This is a genomic window from Streptococcus sp. XMC, from assembly GCF_021341835.1.
In the GTDB taxonomy this organism is placed as follows: Bacteria; Bacillota; Bacilli; order Lactobacillales; family Streptococcaceae; genus Streptococcus.
In genome coordinates, this window is record NZ_JAJTNQ010000006.1 from 16,133 (window position 1) to 34,303 (window position 18,171).

An 18,171-nucleotide genomic window follows, 5' to 3' on the forward strand; every position below is an offset into this window, starting at 1 on the left:
CCTCCTTCCTGTCCTAGCGCTAAATAGCAAAAAATAAGATTGAGCGAACCCAACCTTAAATTTTTTCACCATCTTCTTTTTCTTTCGCGATTTGTTCTTTAATTTTACGCTCTTCTTCTTCTTTACGCAAGCGTTCTGCTTCGATTCGACGACGAACCGCTTCACGCTTAGCTTCTGGATCTGGGTGAATCACCACATTTCCTGATTCAATCTCTTCCAAGGCACGCAAGGTAGATTTTACTGATTGAAATTCTTGAGTAGGAGTTGCACCACTCTCTAACTCATGAGCTCGTTTGGCTTCAAGAATAACCAAAGAGTATTTTGACGGTACTTTATCCAACAATGTGTCAATAGATGGTTTTAACATCATAATCTTTTTACCTAATTCCTATTCTAATTATCGTACCACTTGAGTGGCTTTGGGAAGCATTTCTTGGTAGTGACCAATGACCCGATCAACACGGAAATGTTCTGCCTCAATCACACGTTTAACACGTTCTGCAGCCAAAGGTACTTGATCGTTGACAATGGCATAGTCATACTCCCGCATGAGGGCAATTTCTTCTTTTGCTTTTTCAATCCGCTGGGCAATGACTTCCGCACTATCTGTGCCGCGTCCAACCAAACGGTCTTGCAATTCATCCAAATCTGGAGGAGTTAAGAAAATGAAGACGGCATCTGGTACCTTTTTCTTGACCTGCAAAGCCCCTTGCACCTCGATTTCAAGGAAAACATCGATCCCTTTATCGAGGGTTTCGTTCACATAGGTCAAGGGAGTCCCATAGTAATTGCCAACATATTCAGCATATTCGAGCATTTGACCTTGACGAATCAATTCCTCAAATTCTTCACGTGTCCGGAAGAAATAATCTACTCCGTCCACTTCACCTGGACGTTGTGCACGTGTTGTCATCGATACTGAGTATTGAAACTGATTATCTGAGCTTTCAAAAATCTCACGTCTAACCGTTCCTTTCCCAACACCTGAGGGCCCTGAGAAAACGATTAATAATCCTCGATCCGCCATTTTATCTCCTTCGCTGTCTTTCTATCTAGTGTAACAAAAATAGAAAGATTTTTCAACAGATTTTTCCTAGAGGCAAGGCCCTAACCACTTCTCTACCAATGAACCATTTCATCTGTGCTAACCCATTTTTAACACGACTCACAAAAAAATAGCCAACTAAGGTTGTTCCACCTTCGCTGACTATCTTTTATATATGGCTTTTAACAAGCTCTATTTTGCATAATCAATGGCACGTAATTCACGAATAACGGTTACCTTGATGTTACCAGGGTACTCCAAGTTGGACTCAATCTTCTCACGGATATCATGAGCCAAGATGGTCAACTTATCATCCTTGACTTCTTCAGGGCTGACCATAATTCGAATTTCACGACCTGCTTGCAAGGCAAAGCTTGTCTTAACTCCCTCAAAGCCATTTGCAATTTCTTCAAGATCTTGCAGGCGTTTGATGTAGCTTTCAAGAGACTCGCTCCGGGCACCTGGACGCGCTGCACTCAAGGCATCTGCTGCTGCAACAATAACTGCGATGACACTTTCTGGTTCAACATCACCATGGTGACTAGCAATCGTATTGACAACAACTGGATGCTCTTTGTATTTACGAGCTAATTCAGTACCAATTTCTACGTGGCTACCTTCTACCTCACGGTCGATGGCTTTACCAATATCATGAAGGAAACCAGCTCGACGAGCCAAGGTAGCATTTTCACCAAGCTCACTAGCAATAATACCAGATAACTTAGCAACCTCAATGGAGTGACGCAAGACGTTCTGTCCATAAGAAGTTCTGAATTGCAAGCGTCCCATAATCTTCATCAAATCAGGATGTAGATTTGGTGCGCCAATTTCATAGGCTGCTGCTTCACCATATTCACGAATCCGTTGGTCAATTTCCAAACGGTTCTTCTCTACCAACTCTTCAATCCGAGCTGGATGGATGCGACCATCTTTCAAGAGACTTTCCATGGTCATTCGTGCGATTTCCCGACGAATCGGATCAAATGCAGACAGGGTGACTACTTCTGGAGTGTCATCAATAATCACATCCACACCTGTCAAGCTTTCGAAGGTTCGGATATTTCGACCTTCGCGACCAATAATCCGGCCCTTCATTCCATCATCTGGTAAATGAACCGTTGAGTTGGTCTGTTCTGCCACAAAATCCCCGGCCATCCGTTGCATGGCTTGAACCAGGATATCTTTTGCAACTTTATCTGAACGTTCTTTCACTTCCACTTCTGCTTCTCGAATTCGAGTCTCAATCTCTTTGGAAAGTCGTTCTTCTGTTTGCGTTAAGATAATATCACGTGCTTCCGATTGAGTCAGAGAAGCAATTTTTTCTAATTCTTCTTCTTTCCTCTTTTCTAGCTCATGTAATTGTTCTTCACGCGCATCAATGTGTTTAGTTCTATCTGAAAGACTTTGCTCTTTTTGTTCAAGAGCTTGCTCTTTGCTCGTAAGATTGTCATCTTTGCGATCAAGATTATTCGAACGTTCCGCTAAGCGGGTTTCTAATTGTTTTAATTCTTGACGCTCTGATTTAAACTCAGCATCGACTTCTTCTCGATATTTTCTGGCTTCTTCCTTTGCCTCCAAAAGTGCTTCTTTTTTAAGTGAACTAGACTCGTGCTTAGCTTCTTTCAAAATCAAATCAGCTTCGCGCTCTGCCTGTCCACGTAAATTCGTTGCTTCTTGTTCAGCATTTAAAAGAGTAAGTTCTGCAGCCTCTTTCGATGCTTTCATCTTGACTGAGATCCCTACATATCCAATGACTAAACCAATGATTGCGGCAAAAACAATTGCAATTCCAAATTCCATGTTTTTACCCCTAATCTAATGAATAGTTGAATTAAAAAATTCTTTATTATTTTATCATATTTTTACAAAATTAACAAACAAATTTTCTAGCGAAAACTAATCTATTTCTGCTATTATTCTAATGCTTCTTTCCTTTGATTCTAACGGAAAAACACCCTAAAAACAAGCTTCTGAATCTTATTTCAACGGCTACTTGCCTCTCTCTTCTCTTATGTTTTCATCCACTGACAATTGTGCTATAATCAAGAAAAAAGAAATTGAGGAAGATACATGACGAAAGAAGTTATTGTGGAAAGTTTTGAATTAGACCACACTGCTGTAAAAGCCCCTTACGTCCGCCTAATCGGAGAGGAAACTGGACCAAAAGGAGATGTCATCTCAAACTACGATATCCGCTTGGTTCAACCAAATGAAGACTCTATCCCGACTGCTGGTTTACATACAATTGAGCATCTATTAGCTATGTTGATCCGTAAACGCATTGATGGAATGATCGATTGTTCCCCATTTGGGTGTCGTACTGGCTTCCATATGATTATGTGGGGACAGCACAATCCAAAAACCATTGCACAAGTCATTAAATCCTCCCTAGAGGAAATTGCTGAAGCGACTAGCTGGGAGGACGTCCCAGGAACGACGATTGAATCTTGCGGAAACTATAAAGATCACAGCCTCTTTTCTGCCAAAGAGTGGTGCAAATTGATTCTCGAACAAGGTATTTCTGACGATCCATTCACACGCCATATCGTATAAAAAACAAAAGACTTCTCTTTCAAAGAGAAGTTTTTTTAATTCTTAATAATCCAATGCATCGGAATGGCCTTTTCCGTTTCCGACAAAGTAGCCTGTTTTAGCATTGATACTAAACAAATAAGTTCCATCTGGCTTAAAGAGGTTGTAATAACCATTGCCGTTGATGATATTCACGCGTTCCAAGATGTATTGATCTCCAACGATATGCCCACGTTCCCGAGCAATCTTCAGAACTTTCTCCAAAATACCAGGGTTAAAGGTCCATGCAGGATTGTTTACATCGTCAAGCGCTGCTTGGTTGTATGGCACCCGGCTCAAGTTTCGTTGAAGTGGCACACCAGTACTTTGAAGGCCAAAGCCAGAATAGCCTGGGTTCACTCCGCCTATCGTGTTGCCTTCAGTAGCTGGGGCTGGTGTAGGAGCTGGACTGGTTACCGTTCCTGAAGAAACTGCATTTCCACCTGTAGCACTGCCACCATCATCTGTCACGGGTGCTGGAGTCGCAACTTGTTGCGAGCGTCCTTGAGAAGCTGCATCCTTCAATAATTGGTTCAATTGTGTATTAGATGTTGACACATCTGAAAAGACTGCATCACTCTTTACCTGCGCCTTGGTATCGATGGCCCCATCCTTAATAACTGGGCTGGTAAACTGAGAGTTTACTGTTTGAATAGCAGAAACCTGCTTCACCAATTCATCGTATTTACTTTTGGCTGCATCGTATTCCTTGGTGTCTTTCAATTTATCTAAACTGGCTTTTAGTTTTTCCAAATTACCAAAAGAATCATTTTTCAACTTCGTCTGCGTGTCATCTGTAAAGAAAGCTGCATACTGATCGTTAAAATCCTTCAGCAAAGCCTCTGTATTCGCGCTCGTTGAGGAAGAAGAACTAGAGGACTTCTTGCTAGATGAGCTAGTAGAAGAGACCACTGTCGTTTCCCCTTTAGACTGGTTACGGATCCATTGATAAGACAACCAACTAGCCGTAGCAACTGCTGTCAGAGCTAAAACTGAAAACAAAATTGGTTTGACCCGGCTTTTTTTCGGCTCTTCAGGAATCTCAATTTCTTCATCCACATATGGTTCTGTTGGCTCTGGACCAAACTTAATTTTTGCAGGGCGTTCCCCAGGAATTGGATCTGGAATACGAGTAGATGCAACCTCTTTTTTAGCTGCTTCTGCTGAACTTACTTCTGTTGCAGGTTCTTCGTTTGGAATTGACTCTGTTGCTTCCACAGTGGCTGCTTCCTCTGCCTCAGCCAACATTTCCTTTTGCATGACGATGGTATCAAACTTATGAGCTTCGATTTCCTCACGGTGCTGTTTGATGTATTTATCGAGGACATTATCTGTTTCTTTGACCCCTGCTTCGATTTCTTCAGCTTTGCGGTTCGCTTGGCCAATCGTCATCTCTTTAGCGTCCTTAAAATCAAGAACTGACTCTGCCTCTTGGCCCAACTGTTGTTTATCTTCTTTTGTCATATGTTTCCTTTCTCACTAGTCGCTTGTCGACGTACCCGCTCCCCAAAGAACTGATACAAGTCAACCTTTAAGGTTCCGTTATATAATTTTCGTTTTTTATCTGCTTGTCGCCCAAATTTCTTCTCAAAATTTTCATCGCTGGTCAGGATAAATTTGCTCCAAGTCTTCAAGGGCTCAAAGACCTCTCCCATTTCAGCGTACAATTTTGTCACCCCAGCATCATCGGATAAGCGTTCACCATACGGTGGATTGGAGATAATGACCCCATTGATCTTCTCCGATCGCAAATCTTGCACCCGCATTTGCTTAAAGGTGATATCGCTCGCAACTCCAGCTTTTTGAGCATTTTCTTTGGCAATCTCAACCATCCGCGCATCGATATCGGTTCCCATGATGTCTAGGACAAGGTCCCGATTGATTTTTTTACTAGCCTCTGTGCGAACTTCTTGAATCAGTCGATCATCCACCCAATTCCACTCTTCAAATGAGAAGGTCCGTCTCAAGCCTGGCGCTATCTGGCGAGCCATCATCGCTGCTTCGATACAGAAGGTCCCTGATCCACAAGTCGGATCAACCAAAGGCTTATCTGGATACCAATTGGAAAGTTGAAGAATGGCTGCCGCCATATTTTCCTTAATGGGTGCGCCCCCTTTTTCCGTCCGATAACCACGTTTGAAAAGGCTGCTACCAGTGGTATCAATTAGAATAGTCGCTTGGTCCTTCAAAATGGAAACTTCAATTTTAAATTCTGGTCCATTTTCAATCAATGGAACGCCTTCCGGGCGGGCATAGTGTTTTTGCAACTTTTTAACAACAGCCTTTTTTGAAATCGCTTGTACACTCGGTTCGTTATGCAGTTTGGATTTGACACATTTTGCTTTGGAGATGGGGAAACGTGCTCCTAAAGGGAGGTATTGGTCCCAATCCAAGGCAAAAACTCCTTGAAAGAGTTCTTCAAAGGTACGGGCAGGAAAGGATCCTACGACGATCTTGATTCGGTCTACAGCCCGCAACCAAAGATTGGTTTCGATGATTGCACGAACATCGCCTTTGAAACGGACTCGTCCATTTTCCACTTGGCAATCGTAGCCGAGCTCTCGTAATTCACGCCCAACCACTGCTTCTAATCCAGCAGCAACTGTCGCAATTAATTCAAATTGTTTTTTCATGTGTTCCTCATTGTTTAAAAAAGAGGTTGAGATTTCTCTCCCCCTCACCACCTATATGCAATTTTCTATAAGCCATGTTTTGTTCCAGAAATGACTAGGTACCATTTCCTTCGATAATCATCTGTCTACTGTTTCCAGTCAGAATGCTATGTTCGTTTCCATGCATCCCATGCCCCGACCAAAGTTTGGGTTGCTAGCTTGAGGGGTTTACCGCGTTCCACTTTTTAGGTTTCCCTAAAAACTACGTCACTGTGGCACTTTCAGAGCTAGTAGAACTTATCCTAAGACTTAGCCCGTTCGCTCGCCGTAACTTGAAGATCAAGTCCCTAGGCTTATGGATTCACCTAGCACAAACACTACAGGCATCACAGCCTGTGCTAGCATGGACTTTCCTCATGAGAGAAAGCTCTCACGCGATTATCCAAAAATTGCACGATTCATCTTTTATGTCTTAAAAATCACGATCTACGACTTGTTTCCCAAAGACTTCTTTTTCTAGACGATTTAAGCGTTTCAAAATATCGAAGTTTGTCGTAGTAGTGACCTGAGGAAACTCATGCTTTGGAGCAGATTCAGGAACTGATGGACTCGGAGTTGCTTGGCTCGTTTTCTTCGCTAATTCTTCACGGAGCCGAGCATTTTCTTCTTTCAATTCCTTCACTAAGGCAGCATAGGTTTCATAGTCTTTGATGACATCATCCAAAAACTCATTTACCTCAACTTTACTAAATCCACGAACTTCTTTTTTGAAATCTTGATCAAAAATATCTTTCGCAGTAAAAATAATACTTGCCATCATTCTCTCCGTTCTAGTTAATCATAATCATTATATAAAAAATGAGGAGAAAAAATCAAGGTAAATCACTTATTTTTCGTAAATTTTTTCCGCTACTTCATTTAAGTCATCAAAGTTTAATCTTTTGACATGATACTGATCCATTTCTAGCATCATTTTGTAAAGATATTTGAGATTTGTTTCGTGTTCTGGATCGTAAAATAAATAAGCACCATCTGTATTTTCTAACAAAAAGGTATTGTATTCTTTAAATTGGCCTGGCTGGCTATAAGAGGGATAGGCATACTTGACAAAATCAACCTGTTTAAAGCGACTAAGGAGATCTTGATTGGCCTCATTCCAGTTCTCTCCTTGGTTTTCAAACATAAAAATCGTGGCCAACTGTATCTCGTATTCTTTTTTTAATTCCTGGGCAACCTCTAAGGCCCAGGCTTCAAAACCTAGATTCCCCGTAAAAATCAGCCACTTGACGCCCTCTTCCAAAAAACGGACTAAATCCCTGCGAATCGCCTCTTTAATAATGGGAAGTCTAGGGTCCTTTGCTGTCAGAATTCCCAATTCAAATGCCTTGTAACCTGTAATCAGTAAACTATTCATTATTTCCCCTCCCTTCTTCATTTTGTGATATAATAGAGTGATGTAATTGTACCAATAAGGAGAATTATGGTCAACTATCCTCACAAACTTAGCAAGAAATCTTCTTCGCCCATCCAGAGGAAGCAAAGTGTAAACTTTGCCAATCGGGGGATGACATTTGAAAAAATGATTAATGAGAGCAATCAGTACTACCTTTCTAGAGGGCTAGCGGTGATTCATAAAAAGCCGACACCCATCCAGATTGTAAAGGTGGACTATCCTCATCGCAGTCGGGCAAAGATTGTGGAAGCTTATTTTCGCCAGGCGTCTACCACAGACTATTCTGGTGTTTATAAGGGACACTACATTGATTTTGAAGCAAAAGAGACCCAGCAGAAACAATCCATGCCAATGAAAAACTTTCATCAGCACCAGATTGATCACATGGCAGCGGTCGTCCAACAGGGAGGAATTTGTTTTGTGCTCTTGCATTTTGCAAAGCTCAATGAGACCTATCTACTGCCCGCTCCTTCCTTAATCGACTTTTACAACATCGATCACGGCAGTAAATCTATGCCATTGACCTTTATACAGGAAAATGGTTATCGTATCGAGACAGATCGCCTTCCAAGCGTCCCTTATCTCGATATTATCGAACAGAATCTACTAGGCGGTAATTAAATGAACAAACAAACAGTTATCCAGTGGTTAAAATATGCAGCGATTGCGGCTATTTCCTTATTTTTCCTTTTACTTATTCTAGGTGGATTGGTATTTGGATACTATGCCTCAAAAGCACCAACTCTTTCTGAGAAAGACCTCATTGCAACGACATCCAGTAAAATTTATGACAATCAAAACAATCTGATTGCTGACTTGGGGGCTGAAAAACGAATCAACGTAAAAACAAATGAAATCCCAACCGACTTGGTCAATGCGATTGTGGCGATTGAAGACCACCGCTTTTTCAACCACAGAGGGGTCGACTTTATTCGTATCGGAGGAGCTTTCTTCAGTAACCTTCGAGGAGGTCGCCAAGGGGGATCTACTCTTACACAGCAGTTGATCAAACTCACTTACTTCTCTACTTCTTCGTCCGACCAAACCCTATCTCGGAAAATCCAAGAAGCTTGGCTTGCGACACAATTAGAACAAAAAGCAACCAAACAAGAGATTTTGACCTACTACATCAATAAAGTCTATATGTCTAATGGAAACTACGGAATGCAAACAGCTGCTCGTAGCTACTATGCAAAAGACTTGAAGGACCTTTCTCTTCCGCAAGTGGCCCTATTAGCTGGAATGCCTCAGGCACCCAACCAATACGATCCTTATACCAATCCAGAAGCTGCACTCCAACGCCGTAATCTTGTTCTCAAAGAAATGTTGGACATGAAGTCCATTACAAACGAACAATACGAAAGTGCCGTTAATACACCTGTTACCGATGGCTTGCAAAGTCTAACCGGGTCAAGCAACTATCCTGCTTATATGGATAACTACCTCAAAGAAGTCATCCAACAAGTCGAAGAAGAAACAGGCTACAATGTCTTGACAACTGGTATGGATGTCTACACCAACGTCGATACCGCAGCTCAAAAACGTCTGTGGGATATTTACAACTCTGACGAATATGTCAATTATCCAGATAATGAGTTGCAAGTTGCTTCTACTATCATTGACGTGACAAACGGAAAAGTCATTGCTCAGTTGGGATCCCGTCATCAGTCATCTAATGTATCCTTCGGTACCAACCAAGCAGTCGAAACGAACCGAGATTGGGGTTCTACAATGAAACCTATCTCAGACTATGCTCCCGCGATTGAACATGAAGAATATAGCTCCACTGGAGTAACCATTCCTGATACACCGTACAACTTCCCAGGTACAAATACACAAATTTATAACTGGGATAGACAGTACTATGGCAATATCAGCATGGTTTATGCTCTCCAACAATCTCGTAACGTCACTGCAGTCCGGGCTCTTGAAAAGGTTGGTTTGAAGAAAGCTCAGAAATTCTTAAGCAACATGGGAATCAATTATCCAGAAATGGTGTATGCAAATGCCATCTCAAGTAACACGAGTGACTCTAGCAACAAATACGGGGCTAGCAGCGAGAAAATGGCTGCTGCTTATGCAACCTTCGCCAATGGAGGGACCTATTACAAACCTCAATATGTGAATCGGGTTGTCTTTAGCGATGGTACAACGAAGAACTTTGAAACCTCTGGAACAAGAGTGATGAAAGAAACCACGGCTTACATGATGACAGATATGTTGAAATCGGTTATCACAGCTGGTCTAGGATACAATGCGAATATCCCTGGCCTTTATCATGCTGGTAAAACTGGTACTTCTAACTATGCAGACAATGAATTGAAGAAACTCACAAAAGAGTACAGATATTCAAGCATTGTGACACCAGACGAATCATTTGTAGGATATACAACTCAGTATGCTATGGCTGTTTGGACAGGATATACCAACCGCTTGACCCCAGTTCTGGACGATGGAATCAAAGTTGCAACAGATGTTTATAAACAAATGATGCTATACTTATATGAACAATACGATTCTGGTGGAACAGATTGGATTCAACCAAGTGGTATTTACCGTAGTGGTTCTTATCTCTACCTTAACAACGGTAAGAACAACAATTACTACTATTATGAGCCAAGCTATACAGTTGAAGAAACGAGTGAATCAACAGAGGAAAGCTCTAGTTCATCTAGCTCAGAGGAAAATTCTGAACATACAGAATCATCTTCTAAAGAGAATGAGCAAAATCATTAATTAGACTACACGATATAAATAAAGAGGCTAGGACAAAAGTCCTAGCCTCTCAATTTTCTTTGGATTGTCGAGCAAGACGCAGTGGTTGAGTGGGCTCTACTACGCTGATTTCATCAGCTTTTACAGCCCTACTCAACTGTGCGGAGGTGGGACGACGAAATCGAATTCTAACCAATTACCGATTTCTGTCCCACTCTCTTTTCAATTCAACTTACTTAGAAGCCAAGGCACCCATCGGATCCCATGGAGCCAAAACAATCGGTTCTGCCTCATAAGCAGCCAATTCTTCGGCTGTCAACAGTTCCTTGCGGATGACTATTTGGTAGGTGTATTCATCCATCCAGGCATCGGAAGCTACAAAGTAACCATCTGTTCCGACTTTTTCTCCCCAAGAATTCTCAACCTTCCATTTGAGAGGGCATCCAGCTTCGTCCAGATCCACACCAGTCAAGACCATAGCATGGGTCATGAGACTTTCTGCATAATCCAAACGCCCTGCCTTATCTTGAGTCAGCTGGATATCCATTCCCGCTTCAAAGTCGTAGACATCTGTTGCAAGGATTCCAGCTTTGCGGTTGCTGACTTGGCCGACATCCGATCCAAACCAAACAGTTTCCCCAGCTTTCATTTGGGCAATAGCCAATTCTTTCAAACGCTCCATCGGAACATTGAGGTAGCGGACTTCACGGCTACCGACCACATTCCCAAGCATTTCAACCGTATAGGACTGACCATAAGGCTTATCTGCCGTAGGCGCATTGATAACAGAAACGTAGTCCTCCAACTGAAGATCCACATATTTTTTGTAAAAGCTTTGAGGCGTCAATCCAGCTTCTGTATGGTAGTTGTTGTCCTTATCGCGGTAAGAGAAACTAAATGTACGAGGAGGCAAGCCCAGAGACATAGCCAAGAAATTAAAGATTTCTTGTAGAAGCTCTTCTTTCTTGCTCTGAACCGTCGCTTGATCTGCACCACTTGCAAGCAAATCGCGAAGGATTTGAGCATCTTGGCGCAACAATTTGTTTAAGTAGGTATTGAGCTCTCGGCTATTGCTAGAAGAGATGGATTCTGGATAAACAGACTTAGGTACGACCCCATACTTTTCAAAGAGGGAAACAACCATATCCCATTGGCCACCATCTTGTTGAGGGGTTTGAAGGAGGAAGGCAACCTTACGGCTAGTCAATTCCTGATCCGCTGTCGCAATGATTTGCTCCAAGAACCAGTTGGATTTTTCGTACTTATCCCAGAAGAAGGTATGAGCTTGAGACAACTCAAAATCCTCTAATTGGAAGTTTGAGATCATCTTGTGGCGGAAGGTATTTAAGGCCGCAAACATCCAGCAACGACCAGAAGCTTTCTGGTCTGTTACTTTGTCCTTGGTTAAATCAAGAGAAAAGACGGGCGTGTTTTCTACTGCACTTTTGCGTGTCTCCAAAGCTGCATGAATCCCATTGTGGGTGATGGCATTTTCGAGAGCCGCAAATTTCACATTTGCTTGGTAATTTGCATAAAGTTGATCTGTAAATTCTTGTGTTAATTCTGACATAAGATTCTCCTTTGTAAAGCTACTTACCATTATAGACCATTGACCAAAATCTTCAAGTAAAAATTGTTTTAAAGGTCAGAAGAATGGATCGTGTAGATGATTTGATCTCCGACATAGTCTTTTCTAGCGACAGCATTTGGGAGAGTTTCAAGATAATGCATTCCAGCTTTTGCCATGACCCTTCCTGAAGCAGGGTTCAAACTGACATACTTGGCCTGAACTTCCTTGAATCCCACTTCTACCAACAAAAAGTGTAAAACCGCTTGGAGGGCTTCTGTCATCAGACCTTGACCCCAGAATTTTTTTCCTAGAATATAGCCAACTTCACATATTTCTTTTTGTGAATCCTGGGAAACGACACTGATATCTCCTATCACTTGTGCGGGATTATCTTTTTTGCAAATTGCCCACTTGTAGCTATTTTCCTCTTGGTACTGACGGAGCCACCTTTCGATCGAAGCCCGAGTCACTTTAGGATTTGGATGAGGATCCCAAGTCACATATTTAAGATTATCTGTGTCAGACGCCCAATTTTCAAACATTGCCTTTGCATCCTCTAAACCAAAGCGTCTTAATAATAAACGATTGGTCTCCAGTTCAATAGAACCCAATTTTCTCATCCTCTTTCCTCCTATCTGTTTAAAAAAAGTCGGCTCAACCGACTTTTTCTTTCTTATCAACGCCAGAAGGTATCAAATACTGTAATTGGTAAATGGCGTTTGTGTTGGCCTTTGTGCCACCAGCTTTCAATGGTTGCTTGAGCTTCTGGGCTAACTGATTTCCCTTCTAGGTAGTCATCAATTTCTGCATAGGTCACTCCAAGAGCTACTTCATCAGCGATGCCAGGCTTTTCCTCTTCCAAATCGGCAATCGGTACCTTCTCATACAAGGCTGGCTCAGCTCCCAGTGCCTGAAGCAACTGCTTGCCTTGGCGCTTGTTGAGGCGATAGAGAGGAAGGATATCAGCTCCGCCATCTCCAAACTTGGTAAAGAAACCAGTGATATTTTCGGCTGCATGGTCCGTTCCAATGACGGCTCCGCTGTAGGCTCCAGCTAAAGCATACTGAGCAATCATCCGGCTCCGCGCCTTGATATTGCCCTTGTTAAAGTCTGAGACATCCGTTCCTGTCGCTTCCACAGCACGTTCCATGGCATCGACCGATTCCTTGATGTTCACGACTAGGCTGACATCTGGCTGGATGAAGGCTAAGGCCTTTTGGGCATCTGCTTCATCCGCTTGAACACCGTAAGGCAAGCGGACAGCAACAAACTGATAGCTGGCATCTCCAGTCTCGCTCCGCATTTCCTCCATGGCCAATTGAGCCAGGCGACCAGCTAGGGTAGAGTCCTGTCCTCCTGAAATTCCTAAGACAAAGGTCTTCAGAAAGGGATGTTTTTGCAAGTAGTCCTTCAAAAAATCAATCGACCGACGAATCTCTTCTTGAGGATCAATGACCGGCTTGACCCCTAATTGAGCAATAATGTCTTCTTGTAAGCTCATTCCTCATCACCTCCCAAGGCTTTCTGACGCATCTGATCAATCAGATCCATCTTATCTTGCCAAACATCCTTGGCCAAGTCCACTGGGTAATGTTGTGGATTAAGGACACGTTTGTATTCGTCCCAGAGTTTGTCGAATTCCTTCCGAGCATAGGCTTGGATATCCATCAAAGCTGGCAATTCATAGACTTGTTTCCCATCTTTAAAAATGTCAACCAAGAGTGGGATGGCATCAAAATCACGAACCGTCTTCTTGATATAGGTGTAGGTCGGATGGAACATCTTGATTTCTGTCAGTTCATTGACATCTACTCCATCGTAAGTAATGTAATCTCCTTCAGATTTGCCCTTTTCCCGACTGGTAATACGCCAAACTTGTTTCTTCCCTGGAGTTGAGACCTTCTCAGCATTATTAGACAGCTTGATGGTATTCCGCATTTGGCCATTTTCGTCTTCGATAGACACAATCTTATAGACTGCTCCGAGGGCTGGTTGGTCATAGGCTGTGATCAGCTTGGTTCCAACACCCCAGACATCAATCTTAGCCTTTTGCATCTTCAAGTTGAGGATAGTGTTTTCATCCAAATCATTTGAGGCATAGATCTTCGCTTCTGTGAAACCAGCTTCATCCAACTGCTGGCGAACTTTTTTCGAGATGTAGGCAATATCTCCAGAATCAATCCGCACGCCTAGGAAGTTGATACGATCTCCCATCTCGCGCGCCACCTGAATAGCAGCTGGAACTCCGATGCGTAGCGTATCATAGGTATCCACTAGGAAGACACAGTTGCGATGGGTCTCAGCATAGGCCTTAAAAGCTTTGTAATCATCACCATAGACCTGCACCAAGGCATGGGCATGGGTCCCAAGAACTGGAATATCAAAGAGTTTTCCTGCACGAACGTTACTGGTCCCACTAGCACCTCCAATAACGGCTGCACGGGTTCCCCAAATGGCCGCATCCATTTCTTGCGCCCTGCGAGTTCCGAACTCCATCAACGGTTCGTCCTCAATAACAGACTTAATCCGAGCTGCTTTTGTGGCGATCAAGGTTTGGAAATTAACAATATTGAGGAGGGCTGTTTCGACCAGTTGACACTGGGCAAGCGGTCCTTCTACTTGAACGATTGGCTCATTGGCAAAGACCAGGTCCCCTTCTTTGGCAGAACGAACGGTCAATTCCATTTTGAAATTTTTCAAGTAGTCTAGGAAGGCTCCTTCATAGCCCAAGGATTCTAAGTAGGCAATATCTGACTCAGAAAAACGTAGATTCTTCAAATAGTTGACAAGGCGCTCAAGACCCGCAAAGACGGCATAGCCATTTTTAAAGGGTTGCTGGCGGAAGTAGGCCTCGAATACTGCCTTTTTATTGTGGATGCCTTGCTCAAAGTAAACCTGCATCATATTGATTTGGTACAAATCAGTGTGGAGAGTTAAACTATCATCTGGGTACATTTTTGATCCCTCTTCTTTTTTCTTACGTCGTGGCACCAGTCACGCTCCGTCAACTGGCACAGTCCAAAATAATTTTAAACACATTATAGCATATTTTAAGCAGGACCACATGAGTTTAATCCGGGCTAAGCCTCATTTTTCATCGTAAAAAAGAAGGGCTATCCGTCTCTTTCCATCAGACGAACATCCCTTCTTTCTTATTCTTCGTGTTCAGTAATGTATTTATAGGCTTCTTGACCGGCAACAGCGCCGTCCCCAACAGCTGTGGTGACCTGGCGAAGATCTTTTTGACGGACATCTCCAACCGCAAAGACACCAGGCACTGAGGTTTTCATGTGATCATCTGTAATCACCCAACCCTGATCGTCTAGAATACCGAGGTCTTTAGCAAAATCACTGACAGGATCCAAGCCCACATAGATGAAGGCGCCACCTGCTGCTTGCTCGCGAACCTGACCAGTTTGAACATCTTTTAAGATCAGGCTAGTCACACGGTTGTCCCCTTTGATCTCTTCGACCACTGTATTCCAAGCAAAGTGAATCTTTTCATTGGCAAAAGCCCGGTCTTGAAGAACTTTTTGGGCACGTAGGGCATCGCGGCGGTGAACAATGGTAACAGACTTAGCAAACTGAGTCAGGAAGATTGCCTCTTCAACCGCTGAGTCCCCTCCACCAACAACCATGAGGTCTTCATCACGGAAGAAGGCCCCATCACAGACGGCACAATAAGAAACCCCACGACTATTCAATTCTTCTTCACCTGGAACTCCCAACAAACGATGGTTGGAACCTGTCGCAATAATAACGGTTTTGGCTTGAAGGAGGCCATCATCTGTCGTAATTTCCTTGTAGCTTCCTTGATCAACAATGTTTTCGGCTCTGCCGAACAAGTGTTCCACACCTAGTGCTTCTAAAGGCTCGAACATTTTTTCTGCCAATTCAGGTCCACTGATATTAGCATAGCCTGGATAATTCTCGATATCGGACGTGTTGTTCATCTGTCCGCCAGGAATTCCTGCTTCTAACAAGGCAACCTTGAGATTGCTACGGGCTGCATACAAGGCAGCAGTCATTCCAGCTGGGCCTGCGCCGATAATCAGTGTATCATACATAAGCTTCTCCTTTTGTTGTAACTATCTTGATTCTAACTCCAATTGAACCATTTTGCAATTATCTTGCTCGAAGAATAAACAGAACTCCAATGACTGCAAAGGTAAGGACTGGAATTGTCATAATATCAATTAATAAAATATCATAGAGGTGTAACTGGCGTTCCTTAGCTGTTTTATCCGTCTTACGAGCTGCTCGCAAGACTATCCAAACAGCTGAAGCAACCAACACCCCAACTGAAGTGATGATTAAGCTCTCGATATAGAGAGATAGCAATTGGTTTAACATAAGATCTCCTTAGTATCCAAACTTGGAATGAGGGGACGAGATGCCGCTTCGTTTCGTTAACCGTTGGTCAACTTGACACACCTATCTATGCGGAAAAGTAGACTACTAATCATCATCTTCTCCTGAGGCACCTACTCAAAGAAAAATCCGAGTCTGAAACATCGCGTTCCAGACTCGAGCTCTTATATATTATATCAAACAAATGTTCGTTTGTAACTAGCAAAGAATTCTTTTGTCCGCTCTTCTTTAGGAGCATTCATAATCTCTTCTGGAGTCCCAGATTCAATAATTTTTCCCTTATCAAGGAACAAGACCTTGTCTGCCACCTGGGAAACAAAGCTCATATCATGACTGACAAGAATCATGGTTTGACCTGCCTGAGCTGCTGCTGCGATAGCTTTTTCTACCTCTCCGACCAATTCCGGATCGAGGGCTGAAGTTGGCTCATCCAATAAGAGGACTTCCGGCTTCATGGCTAGGGCACGTGCCAAGGCCACCCGCTGTTTCTGCCCTCCTGACAAATGACGAGGGTAATGGGTTTCGCGGTCCGACAGACCGACTTTTGCGAGTTCTTCTTTGGCAATCTTGGTCGCTTCCTGGTCGGATAAGCCTTTGACGACGATTAGTCCTTCCTTGACGTTGTCCAAGGCTGTCTTGCGGCTGAAAAGATTAAACTGTTGAAAGACCATAGCTAGCTTTCTTCGAAGGGTCAGGATCTCGTCCTTGCTGATGTTTTCAAAGTCTACCTTTTCCCCATTGATATCAATGCTGCCACTATCCGGAGCTTCCAGATAGTTCAAGCTTCTCAAGAAGGTTGATTTCCCAGCTCCAGAAGAACCGATCAAGGCAACAACTTCCCCTTTTTGAATTTCTAAATCAAGATGGTCTAGGACCACTTGACCTGAAAAGGATTTTGATAATTGTGAAATCCGAATCATGCTGCTCTTTCCTCCTCTTGCAAGGTTTGGCTTACGACTTGTGGATCTTTGATAGCGAGGACCTGTTCGATCCAGCGACCCAATTGTTCAATCAAAATATTAATGACCCAATAAATCAATGAAACAGAGATAAAGCGCTCAAAGTAGCGGCTATCATTCCCCGACATAATCTTGGCTTGGGCAAAGATTTCCAAAACACCTGCATAGAAGGCCAGAGAAGTCCCCTTGGTTAAACCGATCAAAGAGTTGATCAAGGTCGGTGTCGCTACCACTGCTGCATTTGGAATGATAATCCGTCGATAGACTTGAGTATTGGTCATCCCGAGACTCTTCGCCGCTTCAATTTCACCCGCATCAACAGACAAAATCGCTGCCCGAATGGTCTCACTGGCATAGGCTGCCTCATTAAAGGCAAAGGCCACAATGACAAATAAATGAGCCGGTACATCGTTGATATTAAAGGTCGTCCCATATTGTTGGTTAATGGCCTTCAATAGGAGCGGGATTCCATAATAGGTCAGCATCAACTGGACCAAAATCGGTGTCCCTCTTAAAAAACTCACAAACAAGGCTTGAATAGGATAAAGGATTTTTACCCGATTGATTTTGACAATGGCAAACAATAGGGCTAGCAATAAACCAAAAAAGGCTCCTGCCAAGGTTAACAAAATCGTATTTGGAAGCTCTTTTAAAATTCCGGGAATAGCTTCAAAAACGACGCGTAGGTTAAAGATTTCTCCTTCTGGTATCCATTTTAAAAACTCTTCGTACCAACCAGACGCCAGATATGTAGTTGTAAACATCTTCGTTACTTCCTCCCTCATTAATGAATCATTCTATCATATTTGCTCTTAGAATGCTGAGTTTTGCTACCGATTGTTCGTAAATCATGCTCAAGATATGATGTGCTAGCA

The 18,171-nt window shown here is 43.0% G+C and carries 18 protein-coding genes and 1 other RNA gene; 3 read left to right on the forward strand and 16 right to left on the reverse strand.

What is annotated here, in order from left to right; translation table 11 throughout:
• Positions 1-55: 55 nt before the first annotated feature.
• The 3 genes from rpoZ to LXO72_RS09230 form a co-directional block, all read right to left on the reverse strand.
• Positions 56-370, reverse strand: a complete 315-nt coding sequence (gene rpoZ, locus LXO72_RS09220; protein ID WP_006596845.1) for a DNA-directed RNA polymerase subunit omega — start codon at positions 368-370, stop codon at positions 56-58.
• Positions 371-397: 27 nt separating this feature from the next.
• Positions 398-1,027, reverse strand: a complete 630-nt coding sequence (gene gmk, locus LXO72_RS09225) for a guanylate kinase (protein ID WP_006596846.1) — start codon at positions 1,025-1,027, stop codon at positions 398-400.
• A gap of 210 nt (positions 1,028-1,237) precedes the next feature.
• Positions 1,238-2,845 carry a ribonuclease Y gene (locus LXO72_RS09230; protein WP_154854835.1) on the reverse strand — a complete coding sequence of 536 codons (1,608 nt, stop codon included), beginning with the start codon at positions 2,843-2,845 and terminating at the stop codon, positions 1,238-1,240.
• Positions 2,846-3,115: 270 nt separating this feature from the next.
• Here LXO72_RS09230 and LXO72_RS09235 point away from each other — a divergent pair, with 270 nt between their 5' ends.
• Positions 3,116-3,598, forward strand: coding sequence for an S-ribosylhomocysteine lyase (locus LXO72_RS09235; protein ID WP_048691946.1), 483 nt, complete (start codon positions 3,116-3,118; stop codon positions 3,596-3,598).
• A gap of 42 nt (positions 3,599-3,640) precedes the next feature.
• Here LXO72_RS09235 and LXO72_RS09240 read toward each other — a convergent pair whose 3' ends face one another.
• The 5 genes from LXO72_RS09240 to LXO72_RS09260 all read right to left on the reverse strand — a co-directional run bounded on the left by LXO72_RS09240 (position 3,641) and on the right by LXO72_RS09260 (position 7,642).
• Complete coding sequence (locus LXO72_RS09240; protein WP_233332303.1) at positions 3,641-5,080, reverse strand: cell division site-positioning protein MapZ family protein; 1,440 nt, start codon at positions 5,078-5,080, stop codon at positions 3,641-3,643.
• The gene (locus tag LXO72_RS09245; protein ID WP_233332305.1) at positions 5,077-6,249 is read right to left on the reverse strand and encodes a THUMP domain-containing class I SAM-dependent RNA methyltransferase; all 1,173 of its coding nucleotides are present in this window, start codon (positions 6,247-6,249) and stop codon (positions 5,077-5,079) included. The genes LXO72_RS09240 and LXO72_RS09245 overlap by 4 nt, the downstream gene beginning before the upstream one ends.
• A gap of 63 nt (positions 6,250-6,312) precedes the next feature.
• Positions 6,313-6,678, reverse strand: an RNA gene (gene rnpB, locus LXO72_RS09250) — RNase P RNA component class B.
• Between the two features lie 22 nt (positions 6,679-6,700).
• Positions 6,701-7,045 (reverse strand): cell division regulator GpsB, encoded by a 345-nt coding sequence (gene gpsB, locus LXO72_RS09255; RefSeq protein WP_006597079.1) that lies wholly within the window; start codon positions 7,043-7,045, stop codon positions 6,701-6,703.
• Positions 7,046-7,114: 69 nt separating this feature from the next.
• Positions 7,115-7,642: a DUF1273 domain-containing protein gene (locus LXO72_RS09260; RefSeq protein WP_233332307.1), complete on the reverse strand. Its 528-nt coding sequence runs from the start codon at positions 7,640-7,642 to the stop codon at positions 7,115-7,117.
• Between the two features lie 66 nt (positions 7,643-7,708).
• Between LXO72_RS09260 and recU the strand changes: the two genes are divergently transcribed.
• Positions 7,709-8,302: a Holliday junction resolvase RecU gene (recU, locus tag LXO72_RS09265; RefSeq protein WP_154859346.1), complete on the forward strand. Its 594-nt coding sequence runs from the start codon at positions 7,709-7,711 to the stop codon at positions 8,300-8,302.
• Positions 8,303-10,417, forward strand: a complete 2,115-nt coding sequence (pbp1a, locus tag LXO72_RS09270; RefSeq protein WP_233332314.1) for a penicillin-binding protein PBP1A — start codon at positions 8,303-8,305, stop codon at positions 10,415-10,417. It abuts the gene before it with no gap.
• Between the two features lie 211 nt (positions 10,418-10,628).
• On the opposite strand, the gene pepC is transcribed toward pbp1a, so the two are convergent.
• From pepC to LXO72_RS09310, 8 genes are all read right to left on the reverse strand, one after another.
• Positions 10,629-11,966, reverse strand: a complete 1,338-nt coding sequence (gene pepC / locus LXO72_RS09275; RefSeq protein WP_233332326.1) for a C1 family peptidase — start codon at positions 11,964-11,966, stop codon at positions 10,629-10,631.
• A 68-nt stretch (positions 11,967-12,034) separates the two neighbouring features.
• Positions 12,035-12,586 (reverse strand): GNAT family N-acetyltransferase, encoded by a 552-nt coding sequence (locus LXO72_RS09280; RefSeq protein ID WP_233332328.1) that lies wholly within the window; start codon positions 12,584-12,586, stop codon positions 12,035-12,037.
• A 56-nt stretch (positions 12,587-12,642) separates the two neighbouring features.
• Complete coding sequence (nadE, locus tag LXO72_RS09285) at positions 12,643-13,467, reverse strand: ammonia-dependent NAD(+) synthetase (RefSeq protein ID WP_233332337.1); 825 nt, start codon at positions 13,465-13,467, stop codon at positions 12,643-12,645.
• On the reverse strand, positions 13,464-14,921 hold the full coding sequence (locus LXO72_RS09290; protein WP_233332419.1) for a nicotinate phosphoribosyltransferase: 1,458 nt from the start codon (positions 14,919-14,921) through the stop codon (positions 13,464-13,466). Before LXO72_RS09290 ends, nadE begins: the two co-directional genes overlap by 4 nt.
• A 197-nt stretch (positions 14,922-15,118) precedes the next feature.
• Positions 15,119-16,033 (reverse strand): thioredoxin-disulfide reductase, encoded by a 915-nt coding sequence (gene trxB, locus LXO72_RS09295; RefSeq protein WP_233332346.1) that lies wholly within the window; start codon positions 16,031-16,033, stop codon positions 15,119-15,121.
• Positions 16,034-16,091: 58 nt separating this feature from the next.
• On the reverse strand, positions 16,092-16,319 hold the full coding sequence (locus LXO72_RS09300) for a DUF4059 family protein (protein WP_233332349.1): 228 nt from the start codon (positions 16,317-16,319) through the stop codon (positions 16,092-16,094).
• Between the two features lie 194 nt (positions 16,320-16,513).
• A complete protein-coding gene (locus LXO72_RS09305) occupies positions 16,514-17,257 on the reverse strand; it encodes an amino acid ABC transporter ATP-binding protein (RefSeq protein WP_233332351.1) in 744 nt (247 codons plus the stop codon).
• Positions 17,254-18,060, reverse strand: a complete 807-nt coding sequence (locus LXO72_RS09310) for an amino acid ABC transporter permease (RefSeq protein ID WP_135783369.1) — start codon at positions 18,058-18,060, stop codon at positions 17,254-17,256. The genes LXO72_RS09305 and LXO72_RS09310 overlap by 4 nt, the downstream gene beginning before the upstream one ends.
• Between the last annotated feature and the right edge of the window lie 111 nt (positions 18,061-18,171).

Bases quoted from the DNA above. Each gene is read 5' to 3' on its own strand.
- rpoZ (WP_006596845.1), bottom strand. From the start codon at position 370: ATGATGTTAAAACCATCTATTGACACATTGTTGGATAAAGTACCGTCA.
- gmk (WP_006596846.1), bottom strand. From the start codon at position 1,027: ATGGCGGATCGAGGATTATTAATCGTTTTCTCAGGGCCCTCAGGTGTT.
- LXO72_RS09230 (WP_154854835.1), bottom strand. From the start codon at position 2,845: ATGGAATTTGGAATTGCAATTGTTTTTGCCGCAATCATTGGTTTAGTC.
- LXO72_RS09235 (WP_048691946.1), top strand. From the start codon at position 3,116: ATGACGAAAGAAGTTATTGTGGAAAGTTTTGAATTAGACCACACTGCT.
- LXO72_RS09240 (WP_233332303.1), bottom strand. From the start codon at position 5,080: ATGACAAAAGAAGATAAACAACAGTTGGGCCAAGAGGCAGAGTCAGTT.
- LXO72_RS09245 (WP_233332305.1), bottom strand. From the start codon at position 6,249: ATGAAAAAACAATTTGAATTAATTGCGACAGTTGCTGCTGGATTAGAA.
- gpsB (WP_006597079.1), bottom strand. From the start codon at position 7,045: ATGGCAAGTATTATTTTTACTGCGAAAGATATTTTTGATCAAGATTTC.
- LXO72_RS09260 (WP_233332307.1), bottom strand. From the start codon at position 7,642: ATGAATAGTTTACTGATTACAGGTTACAAGGCATTTGAATTGGGAATT.
- recU (WP_154859346.1), top strand. From the start codon at position 7,709: ATGGTCAACTATCCTCACAAACTTAGCAAGAAATCTTCTTCGCCCATC.
- pbp1a (WP_233332314.1), top strand. From the start codon at position 8,303: ATGAACAAACAAACAGTTATCCAGTGGTTAAAATATGCAGCGATTGCG.
- pepC (WP_233332326.1), bottom strand. From the start codon at position 11,966: ATGTCAGAATTAACACAAGAATTTACAGATCAACTTTATGCAAATTAC.
- LXO72_RS09280 (WP_233332328.1), bottom strand. From the start codon at position 12,586: ATGAGAAAATTGGGTTCTATTGAACTGGAGACCAATCGTTTATTATTA.
- nadE (WP_233332337.1), bottom strand. From the start codon at position 13,467: ATGAGCTTACAAGAAGACATTATTGCTCAATTAGGGGTCAAGCCGGTC.
- LXO72_RS09290 (WP_233332419.1), bottom strand. From the start codon at position 14,921: ATGTACCCAGATGATAGTTTAACTCTCCACACTGATTTGTACCAAATC.
- trxB (WP_233332346.1), bottom strand. From the start codon at position 16,033: ATGTATGATACACTGATTATCGGCGCAGGCCCAGCTGGAATGACTGCT.
- LXO72_RS09300 (WP_233332349.1), bottom strand. From the start codon at position 16,319: ATGTTAAACCAATTGCTATCTCTCTATATCGAGAGCTTAATCATCACT.
- LXO72_RS09305 (WP_233332351.1), bottom strand. From the start codon at position 17,257: ATGATTCGGATTTCACAATTATCAAAATCCTTTTCAGGTCAAGTGGTC.
- LXO72_RS09310 (WP_135783369.1), bottom strand. From the start codon at position 18,060: ATGTTTACAACTACATATCTGGCGTCTGGTTGGTACGAAGAGTTTTTA.